General features: G+C 31.2%; 16 protein-coding genes. 4 read left to right on the top strand and 12 right to left on the bottom strand.

The genetic code is table 11. From position 1 onward, the window contains the following. The first annotated feature begins 11 nt into the window (after positions 1-11). Positions 12-1,517, top strand: a complete 1,506-nt coding sequence (locus tag F754_RS0102090) for an altronate dehydratase family protein (RefSeq protein ID WP_023648265.1) — start codon at positions 12-14, stop codon at positions 1,515-1,517. A 14-nt stretch (positions 1,518-1,531) separates the two neighbouring features. Beyond that, complete coding sequence (locus tag F754_RS0102085) at positions 1,532-2,407, top strand: DMT family transporter (RefSeq protein ID WP_023648264.1); 876 nt, start codon at positions 1,532-1,534, stop codon at positions 2,405-2,407. On the opposite strand, the gene F754_RS0102080 is transcribed toward F754_RS0102085, so the two are convergent. From F754_RS0102080 to F754_RS0102025, 12 genes are all read right to left on the bottom strand, one after another. After that, entirely contained in the window at positions 2,397-3,434 is a 1,038-nt protein-coding gene (locus F754_RS0102080) for a Gfo/Idh/MocA family oxidoreductase (protein ID WP_023648263.1), read from the bottom strand. The genes F754_RS0102085 and F754_RS0102080 overlap by 11 nt on opposite strands. A gap of 1 nt (position 3,435) precedes the next feature. Further along, entirely contained in the window at positions 3,436-4,419 is a 984-nt protein-coding gene (locus tag F754_RS0102075) for a galactose mutarotase (protein WP_023648262.1), read from the bottom strand. A gap of 8 nt (positions 4,420-4,427) precedes the next feature. After that, entirely contained in the window at positions 4,428-5,189 is a 762-nt protein-coding gene (locus F754_RS0102070; RefSeq protein ID WP_023648261.1) for an SDR family oxidoreductase, read from the bottom strand. A 126-nt stretch (positions 5,190-5,315) separates the two neighbouring features. Further along, complete coding sequence (locus F754_RS0102065) at positions 5,316-6,164, bottom strand: phytanoyl-CoA dioxygenase family protein (RefSeq protein ID WP_023648260.1); 849 nt, start codon at positions 6,162-6,164, stop codon at positions 5,316-5,318. A gap of 43 nt (positions 6,165-6,207) precedes the next feature. Then, positions 6,208-6,987, bottom strand: a complete 780-nt coding sequence (locus F754_RS0102060) for an ATP-binding cassette domain-containing protein (RefSeq protein ID WP_023648259.1) — start codon at positions 6,985-6,987, stop codon at positions 6,208-6,210. Then, positions 6,987-8,582: an ABC transporter permease gene (locus tag F754_RS0102055; protein ID WP_023648258.1), complete on the bottom strand. Its 1,596-nt coding sequence runs from the start codon at positions 8,580-8,582 to the stop codon at positions 6,987-6,989. The genes F754_RS0102060 and F754_RS0102055 overlap by 1 nt, the downstream gene beginning before the upstream one ends. 72 nt (positions 8,583-8,654) lie before the next feature. Beyond that, positions 8,655-9,560: a sugar ABC transporter substrate-binding protein gene (locus F754_RS0102050; RefSeq protein ID WP_023648257.1), complete on the bottom strand. Its 906-nt coding sequence runs from the start codon at positions 9,558-9,560 to the stop codon at positions 8,655-8,657. Positions 9,561-9,735: 175 nt separating this feature from the next. Then, positions 9,736-10,638 carry an ROK family protein gene (locus F754_RS0102045; RefSeq protein ID WP_023648256.1) on the bottom strand — a complete coding sequence of 301 codons (903 nt, stop codon included), beginning with the start codon at positions 10,636-10,638 and terminating at the stop codon, positions 9,736-9,738. Positions 10,639-10,643: 5 nt separating this feature from the next. Continuing rightward, a complete protein-coding gene (locus F754_RS0102040; RefSeq protein WP_023648255.1) occupies positions 10,644-11,393 on the bottom strand; it encodes an SDR family oxidoreductase in 750 nt (249 codons plus the stop codon). Position 11,394: 1 nt separating this feature from the next. Continuing rightward, the gene (locus F754_RS0102035; RefSeq protein ID WP_023648254.1) at positions 11,395-12,867 is read right to left on the bottom strand and encodes a tripartite tricarboxylate transporter permease; all 1,473 of its coding nucleotides are present in this window, start codon (positions 12,865-12,867) and stop codon (positions 11,395-11,397) included. Then, on the bottom strand, positions 12,868-13,377 hold the full coding sequence (locus F754_RS0102030; RefSeq protein WP_027303428.1) for a tripartite tricarboxylate transporter TctB family protein: 510 nt from the start codon (positions 13,375-13,377) through the stop codon (positions 12,868-12,870). A 24-nt stretch (positions 13,378-13,401) separates the two neighbouring features. Continuing rightward, a complete protein-coding gene (locus F754_RS0102025) occupies positions 13,402-14,373 on the bottom strand; it encodes a transporter (protein WP_023648252.1) in 972 nt (323 codons plus the stop codon). Between the two features lie 69 nt (positions 14,374-14,442). On the opposite strand from F754_RS0102025, the gene F754_RS0102020 reads away from it, so the two are divergent. Continuing rightward, entirely contained in the window at positions 14,443-15,441 is a 999-nt protein-coding gene (locus F754_RS0102020) for a 4-hydroxythreonine-4-phosphate dehydrogenase PdxA (protein WP_027303427.1), read from the top strand. Next, positions 15,438-16,613: an L-rhamnonate dehydratase gene (locus F754_RS0102015; protein WP_023648250.1), complete on the top strand. Its 1,176-nt coding sequence runs from the start codon at positions 15,438-15,440 to the stop codon at positions 16,611-16,613. Before F754_RS0102020 ends, F754_RS0102015 begins: the two co-directional genes overlap by 4 nt. The last annotated feature ends 2 nt before the right edge of the window (positions 16,614-16,615 follow it).

Raw genomic sequence — 16,615 nt, 5'->3', positions numbered from 1 at the left:
ATAATAAAATTATGAATAATCTAATAGTTTTAAACCAAAATGACAATGTTGGTGTAAGTCAATTTATTATTCCAGAAAAAACTAAAATAGAAGGACATGACTTAAGTACTATAGACCCAATTCCATTTGGTCACAAAGTTTGCTTAAAATCTATAAATAAAGGTGATCCAATAATAAAATATGATCAAATAATTGGTTTTGCTTTAGATAACATAAGACCGGGCGAACATGTTCATTCACATAATCTGGAATTTAGAGAATTTAAAAGAGATTTTAAAGTAACTAATAAAAAGAATATTATTAATGAAAAAGCAGATACTTTTTTTAATGGCATTTTAAGAGACAATGGTGATGTAGCCACTAGAAATTATATTGGAATTGTAAGTACTGTTAATTGTTCTGCAACAGTAACTAAAATGATTGTAGAAAGAATTAAATACTCTAATATTTTAAAAGATTATCCAAATATCGATGGTATAGTTCCTATTACTCATTCTACAGGATGTGGGATGAATACAGAAAGTGAAGGTATGCAAATCTTTCAAAGAACAATTGATGGATTTAAAAATCATCCCAACTTTTCACATGTTTTTGTAATAGGCTTAGGATGTGAGTGTGCCCAAGTAAGTTTGTTTGACGAGTCATTAAAAAAACACAATAGAATTCACTTCTTAACTATTCAAGACGAGGGTGGAACAAAAAAAATTGTTGAAAAAGTATTATCTCAAATTAAAAATTTACTAGCTGAAGCAAATAAAGTTAAAAGAACATCTCAATCAGTAAATCATTTAACACTCGCTTTGCAATGTGGAGGATCAGATGGATATTCAGGAATTACAGCAAATCCAGCATTGGGTGTTGCGGCAGACCTTTTAGTTAAAAAAGGAGGAAGCTCAATATTATCTGAAACACCTGAAATTTATGGAGCAGAACATTTACTGATTAATAGAGCTAACTCACAAGAAACAGCAGATAAATTGATAAAGAGGATTGAGTGGTGGAAAAATTATACTTCAATCAATAATAGTTCGATGGATAATAATCCTGCACCTGGAAATAAAAAAGGAGGTTTGACTACTATTTTAGAAAAATCTTTAGGAGCTGTTGCTAAAGGAGGCAATTCTATACTTCAAGATGTTTTAATGTATGCAGAGCCTTTAAAAAACAAAGGTTTTAATTTTATGGACTCTCCAGGTTATGACCCTGTATCAGTAACAGGTCAGGTAGCGTCAGGAGCAAATGTAATTTGCTTTACAACGGGTAGAGGTTCATGTTTTGGATGTAAACCAGTTCCTAGTTTAAAACTATCAACTAATTCAGCAATGTATGAAAAAATGTCAGAAGATATGGATATCAACTGTGGAACAATTGCAGAAGGTGAAGAAAAAATAGAAGAAGTAGGTCAAAAAATATTTGAACTAATAGTCAACACAGCATCAGGAAATAAATCTAAAAGTGAGATCAACGGCTACGGTGACGAGGAATTTAATCCTTGGCAAGTAGGCGTAGTAATGTAACAAAGATCTTCATTGTGCCTCAACAAACCCCATTATTTAACGTAATTTTATTAGCTGCTGGTGGTTTTTTCATGTTTGTTTGCATGGATTCTACAGCAAAATATCTTGGTACTGTCATGCCTGTTACTCAAGCAATTTGGGGGAGATTTTTTTTTCACTTAGTATCTTTAATTATATTTTTTTTAATTTTTAAACCAAAAGTAAATTTAAAAAAAAATTTTAAACTTCAAATAATTAGATCTTTATTGATGGTAACAGCCACAACATTCATGTTTTATTCTTTACAGAAATTTGACTTAGTAGATATATATGTTGTTTTCTTTTCTGCACCCTTAATAGTTTCGTTACTATCTGCATATTTTTTAAAAGATATATTATCTTTTAAAGGAATAATGTTAATGCTTCTGAGTTTTGGGTCAATTATCTACTCATTAGGACCAAGTATGAAAATATTTAGTTTAGACTTAATTTTTCCAATTGTGCCTCCGATTTGCTGGGCTCTTTACCAATTTTTTACAAAAGTTGTATCTTCTGATAATGAACCTTTTGCATCAATTTTTTATACATCAATTTTAGGAGCAATTATTTTTAGTATATTTATAACTTTTAATTGGGTGCCGTTAGAAAAAAATATTTATTGGCTTTATTTAATATTAATTGGTGCCGCAGGATTTGTAAGTCATTCATTAATAATTTATGCAATACAATTATCTAACTTATCATTTGTTACTAATTTTCAATATTCACAATTAATTTGGTCTACGATTGTTAATTTCTTAATTTTTGGTGTACCTTTTGACTATAATAAAATCATAGGTGTAATCGGGATTATTATATTTGGACTATTATTTATTCGTACAGAAGGTAATAAAGATAAGGTTAAAGTCTAATTTTTTTACCCAGCTTGGCACTTTTTGTGATTGCTGCAAAAATTTTAAGTGAAACTAAACCATCATTACCATTAACTTTAGGTTTATTTTTTTTACTTACTACATCAGCAAAATGGTCTATTTGATTAATAAGAGTGTTATCATCTTTTTTATTTAAATCTTCTTTTACTAATATCTTTTTCCACCAACTTCGTTCATTTTTATAAAACCAATTTTTCAAATTTGGAAATTGTAAAGATCCTTTGGTTCCACCAATCATATATGCAGATTGATTAGTTGTAGGATAAGCAGGATTTTCTCCTGCTGTTAACTCATAACTCCATGGTGCAACAATTGTATCTGATAAGTTTAAAGTACAAAGTGTACCAGATTTAAAAACTAGACTAACTGTTGCTGTATCTTCTACTTTAAATTTTCTATTTTTATTTGTTGTAAAGGACTGAACATATTGAATTGGACCCAATAAATAACAAATCATATCAATATCATGGACAAGATTAATCCCTAATGGACCCCCGCCTTTACTTATTCTCCATTTTTCTTTGAAATATGCTTTATGCTTATAAAGCCAACACAACACATTTACTGAAACTATTTTTCCTAATTTACCTTTGTCTATAATCTCTTTTACCTTGGATACTATTGAGTTGTGTCTTCTGTGATACCCTATCAATAACGGTGTCTTATTTTTATTAGCACTTCTAATAATTTTTTTAGCTGAATTAATATTATCTGAAATAGGTTTTTCCAATAAAACTGGGATTTTATTCTTTAAAAAACTAACTGTATGCTTTTCATGCAGTTGATTTGGTGTAGCAACAATCACAGCATCTAAGTTTTTTGAGTTTAAAAGTTCATTTACATTTGAATATAATGGAATTTTATATTTTTTTGATAAATTTTTAGCGTTATTACTAATATCTACTATTGAATGAAGATTAGTTTTTTTTGATTTTAAAATTGCTTTGATATGTTGGAGGCCCATTAATCCAGTTCCTACAATTGATATGTTGATTTTTTTATTCATCTTATGAAATATTTATTTTTGTAAAATACTTATAAAGTTTATTTGGTTTAATTAAAGTACTTGGAAAATTTTTATTGTTAGGGGCATCTGGATAGTGTTGAGTTTCTAAACAAACACCTTGGTAAGGAGCAAGTTTATTTTTATATCGCAAACCTTGACTAGTATATAGTTGCACACCTGGAAGATTTGAATAAAAATCTAACTTAATATTAGTTTTTTTATTTTTTAGTGAGGCTAAATAATTTTTAGAATTTTTTTTAATACAATATGTTAAATCAAATCCTACTTGATTTATTATTTTTGATATTCTCATAATTTTTTTATTTTTAATGATATTTATTTTTTCTCCAATATTTTGAAACTTATTGAAATCATTAATAGTATTTTTAACTTTTTTAATTTTACCAGTTGGGATTAATTTATTACTTACTTCAAGATATTTTTCAGAGTTAATTTTTAAATCATGGTTAAAAATTGTTTCTTTTTTATCTTTATTCAAATTCCAATAACTATGATTAGTTAAACTCACATGAGTTAATTGATTTGATTTATATTGGTATTTGATGAATAAACTTTTATTCTTGATTTCAAAAGTGCACTCTGAATTCAAATCTCCTGGAAAACCTTGGTCTAGATCTTTAGATAGCAATTGATAGATAATTTTATTTTTTGAATGATGATGTTTTCTCCACTCCAATCTATCAAATCCTATTTTTCCTCCATGTAGCGTATTTTTTCCCTCATTGACTTCAAGTTTAAAAATTTTATTTTTAATGTTAAATTTTGAATTTGATATTCTACCTGCGTAACGACCACAAGTAGCCCCTACATAAAAATTTTTATTACTATAATTTTTTTTAGGACCAAGATTTAAGATTAAATTTATTTTTTTTTTCTTATCATAAACTTCATACAAACAAGCACCGATATTAATTGATTTAACTCTTAAATACTTATTTTCTATGGTTGAGCTTTGTACTTTCACAAAGCCTATTATAGCCAACCTTTGTCCACAATATAAGATTGATTAGTACAACCTGAAGACTGTTCTGATGAAAAAAACAATACTGCCTGAGCAAGTTCGTGTGGCATTAATTTTTTTTTTAAACACTGCCTTTTCATCAGTTCTTTTTCAGACTCCTCATTCAACCACAAATCTATCTGTCTCTGTGTCATTACCCATCCAGGTACAACCGAATTAACTCTAATATTAAATTCTCCTAAATCTCTTGCAAAAGATCTTGATAAACCAACTACTCCAGACTTTGCTGCTGTATAGGCGGCCATGCCTCCCTGACCTACCATCCATGATGTTGATCCCATATTTATGATTGCCCCACCACCATTGTCTATCATTGATTTTTTAACAGATTGGACCGTGAAGAAAAAATGTCTTAAATTTACATTAATTCTTTCATTCCAATATTCTTCAGTTACATCGTCGATTTTATGTCTAGTATCATTAGCAGCGTTATTAATCAAAATATCTATTGGTCCCTTATTGCCAATAATGTCAGCTATAGTCTTTTGAAGCTCTTTGATATTTAGAAGGTCACATTTAATAAATGTTGGTAAACTATAATTTTTATTTTTTATATCTTTAATTAATTTTTTTGATTCATCTTCATTAATATCTATAAAATAAACTTCAGATCCTTGCTCACAAAAATGTTCAACAATTGACGCCCCTATCCCTGATCCTCCACCTGTTACAAATACTCTTTTATTTTCTAAATCGTAATATTTTACTTTCATTTTCCTAACCTCTACTAGTTATAAATTCTTCTCAGTATTATTTGCATTTAGTATTAGACTAATTTTTTTTATACTATTTTTATTATATATAATATTTATAGATTATATAACTTAATAATATAAATTTTATTTAGCTTTGTAACCTAAACCAATATTATTTGTTTTTTTACTCGCATCCATAATTTTTGGATATTCGTAATTTAATCCTAAAAGCTGTCGCACTTTTGGATTTGAATTATTTTTAAAGTCTTCAGATAAATAAGTAACTAAATCTTCAACTGGTTTTATATATTTAGGAAGAAACTCTATTAGTAATGCTGCTCTTTGATGGTTTGATTTATTTGATGATGCTCCATGCCAACAGTTACCATTAAAAAAAACTAAATCTCCAGGATTAGCAATCATTTGTTGTTTATTTGAAAAGTCATCATTTTCATTTGGATAATGCAATTTTTTTTGTGATCCTGGTATGTATGCAGTTGCTCCTGATTGTTCTGAGCAAATATCTAGAGGTATAGTTGCCTGACAGTTTTGTGCAAATGAACTATTAAGACCCATGGGGAAAGTCTCACTATTATAAAAATCCCAATACGGATAATCAATATGCAGTTCCTGTCCTATAGACCCTGGTAGCAATCTACTTGCGCAGTAAGATCCACAAAAAAACTCTGAACCTAAAAGTTTAGACATTAAGCTAAAAATAATGTCATTTGTTATTAATTTACTAAAAACCTCTCCTTTACCAAATAAATTCCAAATTCTTTGCTGAAGTTTAATTTTGTCGGATGATTCGGCCTCAGCATTAAAGTGAGTTTCTTTTTGCTCTTGTATGTCTGCAAAATGATTAACAATGTTTTTTGCTTCTTTGATATCGTTTAAATTATATACATTTTCAATAACAATAACTCCGGATTCATGCATTAATTCATTTATTGCTTCAGTAATATTGAAACTATCCCTTGAGAATTTCTGCATAGATAAATCTTAAGTGAAAAAAAATTAAAAAAAAATAAAAAAATTATAATTCTAATTCTTTAGCTAGATCACCAATTTTTGCACCACCTGCCATCAATCTTTTCACATCTTCATTACCAAGTTCTGAAGACAATCCTGAACCAATTACTTCTCCCAAACTTAAAAAAGTAAATCGATCAGCTATAAGTCGTGCATGAATTTCATTGTGAGTAATAAGTATAATTGCAATGTTTCCTAAACTTTGAACTTTTTTTATTGTTTTTAAAACTTCCATTTGCTGCTTTTGACCTAGTGCTGATGTAGGTTCATCTAATATTAGTATCTTCGCACCAAAGTAAATTGCTCTTGCAATAGCCAAAGTCTGTCTTTGTCCACCTGACATTGTTCCAACTGGTTGATTGGGGTTTGAAATATTAATTCCAATTTTAGACATTTCTTCAGTTGTTATTTTGTCCATCTCATCCATTTGCATTAAACCAAATGCGCCAGGTCCTTTTGTTAATTCACGTCCAAGAAAAAAATTTCTTGTTACTGAAGTTAGAGCATTGAGAGCTAAATCCTGATAAACTGTACCAATGCCAGCATCAGAAGCTTGACGTGGTGAAGTAAAGTTAACTATTTCTCCATCTACTTTTATTTCTCCACTTGTCATTGGATGAACTCCAGATAACACTTTAATTAAAGTTGACTTTCCAGCTCCATTGTCACCTAAAAGAGCGTGAACTTCACCCGGATAAACATCTAGTGAAACACCATTTAAAGCAGTAAATGCTCCAAATTTTTTAACTAAATTTTTTATTTCAATTAATGGTTTTTTATCCATTAAATATTCCCCATAATTCGTTTCCTAATGTTCTCATTTGTAAAGGCAGCAGTAACAAGAACTGCTCCAAGGAACACTCTATAAAAAGACCCATCAATTCCAGGAATATAAAAGAAGGCTTCTTTTGCTATACCAAAAATAATCGTACCCAAGATAATTCCACCTATTGTTCCAAAACCTCCTGTTAATACAACACCACCAATAACCGCTGCAGCAATTGCTTCTAATTCTTTTAAATTACCTTTAGCTGTATCTGCAGTATTAACTTCAAATACTTGACATGCAGCAAACATAGTTGCACAAAATGCAGTATTCACAAATAATGCAATCTTAACTTTATTTGTTGGCACACCATTAGCCTTTGCAGCATTAAGATTTCCTCCAGTTGAATAAATCCAGTTACCTGCTTGAGTTTTGCTCAAAATAAAATAACAAATAAAAGCAATGAGTCCCCAAATCATTAGAGCAGAATACATTCCTTTAGCAAAAATATTTCCAAAGTTATTTACATTCCAGTCTACTGTGAAATACAACCAATTAAAAACTGGTTCCATAATGTCTCCTCCAAAGAAATTAGCGACTGGTCTTGCTGTAACTATGGTGTCGATGTAAGCTTTTGCTATATCAATATCAGTAACCACTTTTGCCGTAACTGCAGGAACATCAACTCCAGCTTCAATTTTCTTTGTCAAAATTTCTACCATTGAGTCATTGCCAGATTTTTTTGCACCAGCTAAAGATTTTTCTAAGGTTTCAATCATTTTTGTTGAATTTATTTCAGTTTTCAAAGTTGCAACTTTTTCATTAATATATGAAAGTCTTTCAGTTAATTTTGCAACCGTGCTAGCAGGCACAGTGCTAAGAATTTCTAATAATTGGTCATTTGGTAAAGCTTTAGCTGCATCTCTTTCCATTTCCCCAAGACCTGGTACATTTATAATATTTTTGATATCTGGTAAGTCTGTAACAGTTGTTGATCCAGCAGTTTGATCAGGAGCTCTATTAAATGCTCTATATGATACCTCTGTTAAACCTCGTAAAAAGAAAAGTCCACCTAGTGTAACAATGAAAGAAGATATACCACTTTTAACAATTACCCATCCCTGGATCCATCCAAAGGATAGAGTCATACATAGCGTAATTAATATTGCTAATAATGGTGAGACATCTCTAATTTCAAATAATTGAAACCCCTCAAAATGAAAACCTCCTACAAAAGATACATAAGGAATAACAACAGCAAAACCCCATTTTAGTATCATTGCCATACAACCACCAGCAAAACCAATCATTGAGCCAACTGAAAGATCAAATTCACCTGCAATAATTAACATCCCAGCAGCAAGTGCTACGATCCCTAATTGAGCAATTACCCTAAAATTATTTCTAATTCCTAAGGCGTTAAATCCTTCACCAGAAAAAGGGTTAAGAGAAAATTCTCCTTCTGGAATAGAAAAGTATCCCAACATACAAAAAAGTAAGATCATTACCCCCAAAGGTCCAATCTCTGGACGAGCCAGTAATGCAGAATACCATTTTTTTTCACCTTGTCGGTCTGACTCTTGTCTTGGTTTATTTGTTGTTGATGTATTCATTTTTAAAAAAGGTTTGTTAATTTTATAAAAAAAAGGGCCGATTAAATAATCGACCCTTTAAATTTTAACTAACTATCTGTCAATTCCTGCAAGAGCAGCAACTGAAGAAGCGTTAGACTTATCTACGAAGCCAGGTCCTGAAGGGATGTTAGCTCCTGGAAGAAGTCCAGCACTGTTGTTGTACAAGTGTAATACGATAACTGGCACATAACCTTGTAGTCTTTGTTGTTGATCAATAGTGAAAGATACTCTTCCAGATCCGATTAAGTCCATAACTGCAGGACTTAAGTCAAAGCAAGAATGGTGTACTGTCATACCAAGATCAGCTAAAGCTTTATCAACAGCTTCACATACGTGAGGTCCTACTGAAAGGATTGCATTGACATCTTTGTTTGCTTGTAAAGCAGCAGTAGCTCTAGTTTGAATAGTAGCAGGGTCAGATGTAGTATCAGTCATTTGCATAGGAACTGCAGAACCGTAACCTTCACATCTGTCTACAAGAGCTGTGTTGTATGCTTCTTGAATCATACAAAGTGCTTTAGTAGCACCTTCAGCTTTTGCTCTTTCACCAGCTTTTTGTCCAGCAAGTAATTCAGGCTGACCAACGTGCATCAAAGCACCTAGGCTCGCAGAAGACTCTAAACCAGAGTTCATTGTAATTACTGGAACACCAGCTGCAACAGCAGCTTTAATAGCTGGTCCTAATGCATCTGGGTCTGGTAAAGAAATTACCATACCATCTGGTTGAGTAGCTGCAGCAGCTTGAATTGAGCTTGCCATATCAGCCATATCAGCAGAAGGGTTGTAGATGTATTCGAAGTCAGCACCGATTGCTCTAGCTGCATCTTCACCACCTTTTTGAACTACTGGCCAAAAAGGATCCTTTCCTTCACCATGAGTTATCATGACGTATCTTTCAGCGAAAGCAGAAGTTGCAAATAATGCAAGAGCTGCAATCGAAAGTATAAGTTTTTTCATTATTTCTCCCTTTTAAATTAATTTAAAAAATGAAATATAACTGCTTTAAGGAAAGATCATAATAAAAAATATAAATACAACTTTTGATTGATTTTTTTTAATCAATATTTTTTATCTACTTTTCTTGTCTTTATCAGAATTAAAATTTGCTAAATTAAATTATTAATAGAAATTTTTAGTATGTGGCACTTCTTCCCAATCTTGCGGCACCACGAACACCACTAGCATCACCAAATCTTGGTTTTAAAAAAACACCTTCGTATTCTCTTCCAGCAACAAATTTTCTCACTAATGAATCTATTTCATGTAAAAAATCAATTTCATTTGAAACTCCTCCTCCAAAAACAAAAGCATCAGGGTCTAAAATATTTATTATATTTGAAAGTGACATTGATAAATTAACTTTAAAATCATCTATAAGTCTTTCTGCATCCAAATCATGTTTTCTATTTAATTCAAAAATTTCATTTGTTTTTAAATTTTTTCCATAGAGTTTATTAAATTTTTTCGCTAAACCTAAGCCAGATAGAAAACTTTCAATCTCAGCTTCTCTTGGATTACTTGTGTCAAAATTTTCTTTTTTAGCAGCAAAATAAGGAATTTGATTATGACCCCATTCTCCTGCAACACCATTCGGGCCACTTACTATTTTTTTATCAATCACCAAACCACCTCCAACTCCAGATCCCAAGATTATACCATAAACAATTTTGTAATGTTTGCCCGCTCCATCTATAGCCTCTGACAAAGCAAAACAATTTGCATCATTTTCACAAAACACTTCTTTACCTAGTGCTTTACGTAAATCATTTTGAAAAGGTTTTTTTTCTAACCAAGTTATGTTAGGAGCATTTTTAACTAATCCTGTTTGGGGAGAATGAACACCTGGATGACAAACACCAATTTGAAGTTCTTGTTTAAATTCTTGTTCTAATTGTCTATGAATATCTCTTATTGATGTAATAATTTGAGTGTAATTTTTTGGGCATGGTATTCTAGATCTATGTTTTTCTTGTCCATCTTTTTCAAGTACAACACTCTCTATCTTTGTTGCACCAACATCTATACCTACTTGCATAATTATTAGTATGTTGCTCTACCACCACTTAAATCAAATACTGCGGCTGTTGAAAAAGAATTTTCTTCACTTGATAACCAAGTAACTAATGAAGCTAATTCCTCAACCTTGGCAAACTTATTTCTTGGTATTTTAGATAACATGTAATTGATATGTTCTTCAGTCATTTGGTCAAAAATCCGAGTTTTTGCAGCAGCTGGTGTTACACAGTTAACAGCTATATTTTTAAGAGCTAATTCTTTGCCTAATGATTTTGTTAACCCAATAACCCCTGCTTTTGAAGTACTGTAAGCACTTGCATTTGGATTTCCTTCTTTTCCTGCAATTGAAGCAATATTAACTATCCGTCCATAATTATTTTTTTCCATAAATGGGACAACTGCCTTGCAGCAATAAAAAACCGAATTAAGATTTAAATTGATAACTTTATGCCATTCGTCCAAAGGGTATTCGGCAACTGTTGTATTCATTCCAGCAATCCCAGCATTATTAATAAAAATATCTATTTTGCCATTTTTACTTTCAATTTCATTTAAACTTTTAGTGATATTTTCGAAATTACTTACATCTACTATCTGGTAACTTAAATTTTCAGAATTAACTTTGTCTAATGCTTTTTTTATAGCATCTTCATCAATATCCCAAATAACTACTTTTGCACCAGCTTCGATAAATCTCTCAGTTACTGCCAAACCAAAACCTTGTGCTCCACCTGTTACAATTGCAACTCTTTTATCTAAATCATATTTAATCATATTATTTTTTTTTCTTTTTCGATCTTAATAAAGGAAAAGTTAGAGCAATTAAAGATAAAATGAAGAATGTTAAAGCAATAGGTCTTGTTAGAAACATTAACCAATTTCCATCAAATATTACTAATGATTGTCTAAGAGTACCCTCAACCAATTCTCCTAATATTAATCCTATAATAACTGGAACAACTGAAAAACCATATCTTCTCATAAAAAATCCAAGCACTCCAAAGAATATCATTATCCAAACATCTATAATTGATTGACTTAATGAATAAGTTCCACAAACAGACACTGCAAAAATCATTGGCCACAAAATCTTATTAGGCACCAATGTTATTCTTGCAAAAATCTTAGCACCAAAAAAACCAAATATAAAAAAGAGTACGTTAGCAATTAACATTGCACCAAAAATTCCATATAAAAATTCTGGTTGTTCTCTAAATAAATCAGGACCCGGTCTTACCCCGTGAATGATTAAGCCTGTTAATATTACAGCAGTAGTTGCGCTACCAGGAATACCTAAAGCAAGAGTTGGCACCATCGCTCCACCTGTTGCAGCATTATTAGCAGCTTCTGCTCCTGCAATTCCTTCTATTGACCCCTTACCAAATTCTTCAGGTTTTTTTGAAAATCTTTTTGCTTCAGAATAACCAATTAAAGATGCAACTGTGCCACCTTCTGCAGGAAGCACTCCTATAAAAGATCCAATACCTGATGATCTTAAAATAGTTTTCCATGTTTGTTTATAATCATTAATTGACGGTAATTTTACTGCTTTTAAAGCTACTCTTTTAAAAACTTGATCTAGTAAAGTTGATTGAGTTAACATTTCACTAATTGCAAATAAACCAACAACAACTGGTATAAAACCAATGCCCTCGGATAATTCATTTATTCCATAGGTAAATCTATCTATGGAAGTCATAAAATCTTTTCCAATAGTTGAAATCAATATTCCAAAAGCTCCAGCTATCAAATTCTTAATTGGGCTTCCTTCTCCAATAGAAGCAAGCATGGTTAAACCAAAAATAGCTAAAGCAAAATATTCGGGTTGACCAAATTCATAAGCTAGTTTTGCAAGTAACGGTGCAAAAAAAACTAGTATTATCACGCTAAAAATTCCACCAACAGTGCTTGATACAGTTGCCATTCCAAGAGCTCTGCCTGCCTCACCTTTTTGAGCCAATGGATAACCATCTAAACATGTTGCTGCTGCTGCAGGCGTTCCTGGTGTGTTAATTAAGATAGCAGTAATCGCTCCACCGTATGTTCCAGCACAGTAAATTGATGTTAACAAAACAATTGCTGAAAGTGGATCTAAAGTCATTGTAAAAGGTAAAATCAAAGCACCTCCAGTGGTAGGACCAAGACCTGGTAAAACTCCTAAGACTAAACCAAATAAAGTTCCAAAAAATAAAACTATCATTAGTTTAGAACTAAATAATGGGGCCATCATTAAAAGTAAATTTTCCATTTATACCTGATAATAAATGTTAGTGATTATGCCAGGAGGAAACCTTAAGCCTAGAATTGTTTCAAAAAAAATAAATACAATTATTGGAAAAATAATACTAACTAATAATAAATAAAAAAATCTTCTTTCACCCCAATAATATGAAACAAAAACAGATAGAGCAGAAATTGCTAAAAAGAAATCTAAGGTTTTTGAAATCAAAACAAATAATAAAAAACTTATTAATGTTATATAAAATGTTTTTGGTAATCTTTTTTCAGCTTTCCACGGTTTTTTAGTTGATAAAAAATATACAATACAAGTTAAGCTAATTATTAAAACCAACAATGCCTTTGGGAAAGTTGCTGGTTGAATACCTCTGTTTAAAATTGGAGGAACAATATCAAATGTAAAAGTTGTAATTAGTAAAATAGTAGAAATAAATATTATTATAAATGAAACTTTAAATTCATCTTTAAAAAAAAAGGGCAAACTTTTGTTTGCCCTTTTTTGTTTTCGTACATTATTCATTAATTAAATGTACTTTCTTTTAAATTACTTAATATAACCTAAAGCTTTAAGCTGTGCAGTCATTTCAGTAAGCATTTCTTCCATTTGCTTACCCCATTCATCAGCACCAACTACACTAGTGTCATCAAGACCAATTTCAGTTAAGAAATTTTTGTAATAGTTGTGTCCCATAGCTTTCATCATTCCAGCTTCTAGCTCTTTAACTCTTGCTGCTGGAGCTCCTTTTTTAGTTACGAAACCTCTAACAGTAGATAAAGAAACAGGTATTCCTAATTCTTTAGCTGTTGGAGAATCCCCAATTTTAGCCATTCTATTATTTGCTAAAACAACAGAAACACATAGTGTTCCATCATTTATTTCTGTTAATGCTTCCCCTAAGTTCAAAACACCTACATCAATATCTCCTTTGATTAGGTTAGTTTTGATCGGAGCTACACCTTTATAAGCAACAATAGTAGGATCTTTTAATCCACCTTTTTTTGTAAACGCAATTGCGCTTACATCATCAATTCCACCAACATGAGTTGTTCCATATTTAAGTGATTTTGATTTTTGAACACTAATAAATTTTTTAGCATCTTTGATGTCAGCTTTACAATTTACTACAAACAATTGAGGATCATCAGTTCCTCTTGCAAGTGGCTGCATGTCACTAATTTTAACTTTAGTTTTACCTAATGCCATTGATACAGCATGACCAGTAGTCCAAGTTAAAGTGTGTTGACCGTCAGCAGGTAGGCTCATCATGTAGTCCATAGATACAGCTCCACCACCACCTTTTTTGTTAACTAATTGCATGTCTTGTTTAAGAACTCTTCGAGCTCTTAAAAGCATCATTCTAGTAGTTACATCGGTACCACCACCAAAACCAGCGTGAGTAATTGCTTGTATAGCACCATCTGCTCTTGCAGAAGTAGTAAGCATTGGTAATGCTATAACAAAAAATTCAGTCACTAGAAATGCAGCAGCTAAGAAAAGTTTAAAACTTTTTTTCATTATTTCCCTCTTTAGTTAATTTATAATTAATTATATAAACATAATCTGATACAAATCGTAAAGAAAAAAATGCCTCAAAACAAAATTAATATTGCGCTTCTTCTAGGGGATCCTTCTGGTATTGGTCCAGAACTTATATCTAAATTATTGAATAAGGAGATTACTAACAATGCTAACATAGTTGTTATCGGTGAAAAAAATATTTTAGAAGGTGGTAATAAAATTTCTGGTAGTTCACAAGGTCTAAAATATGTTGATAAATTTGATCAAATAAATTTTGAAGAAGGAAATAAATTTTTCCTAGATATTTCTAATGGAAAAAATCATAGATATAAATTATCAGAATGTTCTAAAGAATCTGGGGAAAGTGTTTTGTCAGCTTTGAATTTAGCCTTAGAGCTTGCTAAAGAAAATAAGATTCATGCAATTAATTTTGGTCCATTCAATAAAACAAGTTTAAAACTAGGTGGTAATAAATATTCTGATGAACTGCATTTAATGGCTGAAAAATTAGAAGTAAAAAATTTCTTTTGTGAATTTAATGTTATTGATAATTTTTGGACAGCACGTGTTACATCTCACATTCCAATTAAAGAAGTTCCAGATCATGTTAAAAAAGAAAAAATTATGAAACCAATTAAGCTTATTAATGAGGCAATGAAATTAAACGGTATAAAAGTTCCTAGAGTAGCTGTTCAAGCACTTAATCCTCATGCTGAATTTGGAACTGAAGAGAAAGATGAAATTATTCCAGCTATAGAAGAGGCTAAAAAAATAGGTATTAACGCTGATGGACCTTTACCTTGTGATACTTCTTTTATAACTGCTTATAAAAATAAAAATCATGATTGTATTGTTGGTATGTATCATGACGCTCTTCAATCTGGCTTAAAAGCATTTGGTTTTGATAGAGGTGTTACTGTTCAAGGTGGATTACCTGTTCCAATTACTACACCTGCTCATGGTACAGCTTTTGATATTGCTGGTAAAAATGAAGCTAATCTAGAACCTACTTTGAATTCATTTAAAATTGCATTAACAATGGCAGAAAATAAAAATAAAACATGACAAAAATTAAAGATATTAGAACCAAAGTTTATCAATGGAATGGTAAAACTGTACCTCCACAAAACAACTTTTGTACAAATGCTTCAGATCTTTTATTTGAAAAGTCTGATGCAATGGGCTCTTTTAGATTTCATGAATGGTTGATTTGTGAAATTGAAACTGATGACGGGATCGTTGGAATTGGAAATGCAGCATTAGCACCTCAAGTTACAAAAAAAACTATTGATACATATTTAAAGCCTTTAGTAATTGGAGAAGATCCTTTTGATTACGCATACATTTGGGAAAAAATGTACAGAAGAACCCATGCTTGGGGTCGTAGAGGAATTGGTATGGTTGCAATTTCTGCAATTGATATCGCTCTCTGGGACATAATGGGTAAAATTACAAAAAAACCTGTGTTCAAATTATTAGGTGGAAGAACAAAAGAAAAAATCCCTGTTTACGCATCAAAACTATATAGCCAACCAATTAAAGAGCTCCAAAAAGAAGCTGAGAGTTACGTAAAGCAAGGTTTTAAAATGTTTAAAATGAGATTTGGTTGGGGTCCTAAAGATGGACCTGAAGGAATGAAAAAAAATATTGAACTTGCGGAAGCTGTAAGGGAAGTAATCGGTGAAGATACAGACTTGATGATGGAATGTTATATGGGTTGGAATTTAGATTATGCAAAAGGAATGATTCCAAAATTAATGAAATTTAATCCGAGATGGTTGGAAGAACCAGTTATAGCGGATGACATTCATGGATATGCTGAACTCAATAATATGAACATGATTCCAATTTCAGGTGGTGAACATGAGTTTAACATGTTTGGATTTAAACAATTATTAGATTTAAAGGCAGTAAGCTATATTCAATATGATAACAACAGAGTTGGTGGTTTTACTGCTGCTCAAAAAATTAATGCAATTGCAGAAGCTCACCAAGTTCCTGTTATTCCTCATGCAGGTCAAATGCATAATTATCATTTAACAATGTCTAATTTCAATTGTCCAATTTCAGAATTCTTTCCAGTAAATGATGTGGAAATAGGAAATGAACTTTTTTATTATATTTTTGAAGGTGACCCTGCACCAGAAAATGGATTTATTGATTTAGATGATAATAAACCAGGACTAGGTTTAACTATAACAGATAAATATAAATCTGACTTTAATATAATTGAGTAATT

Source organism: Candidatus Pelagibacter ubique HTCC8051 (assembly GCF_000472605.1).
GTDB classification, from domain to species: Bacteria; Pseudomonadota; Alphaproteobacteria; order Pelagibacterales; family Pelagibacteraceae; genus Pelagibacter; species Pelagibacter communis_B.
The sequence above is the reverse complement of the archived record's forward strand: the minus strand, read 5'-3'. Positions and strand labels throughout refer to the sequence as shown.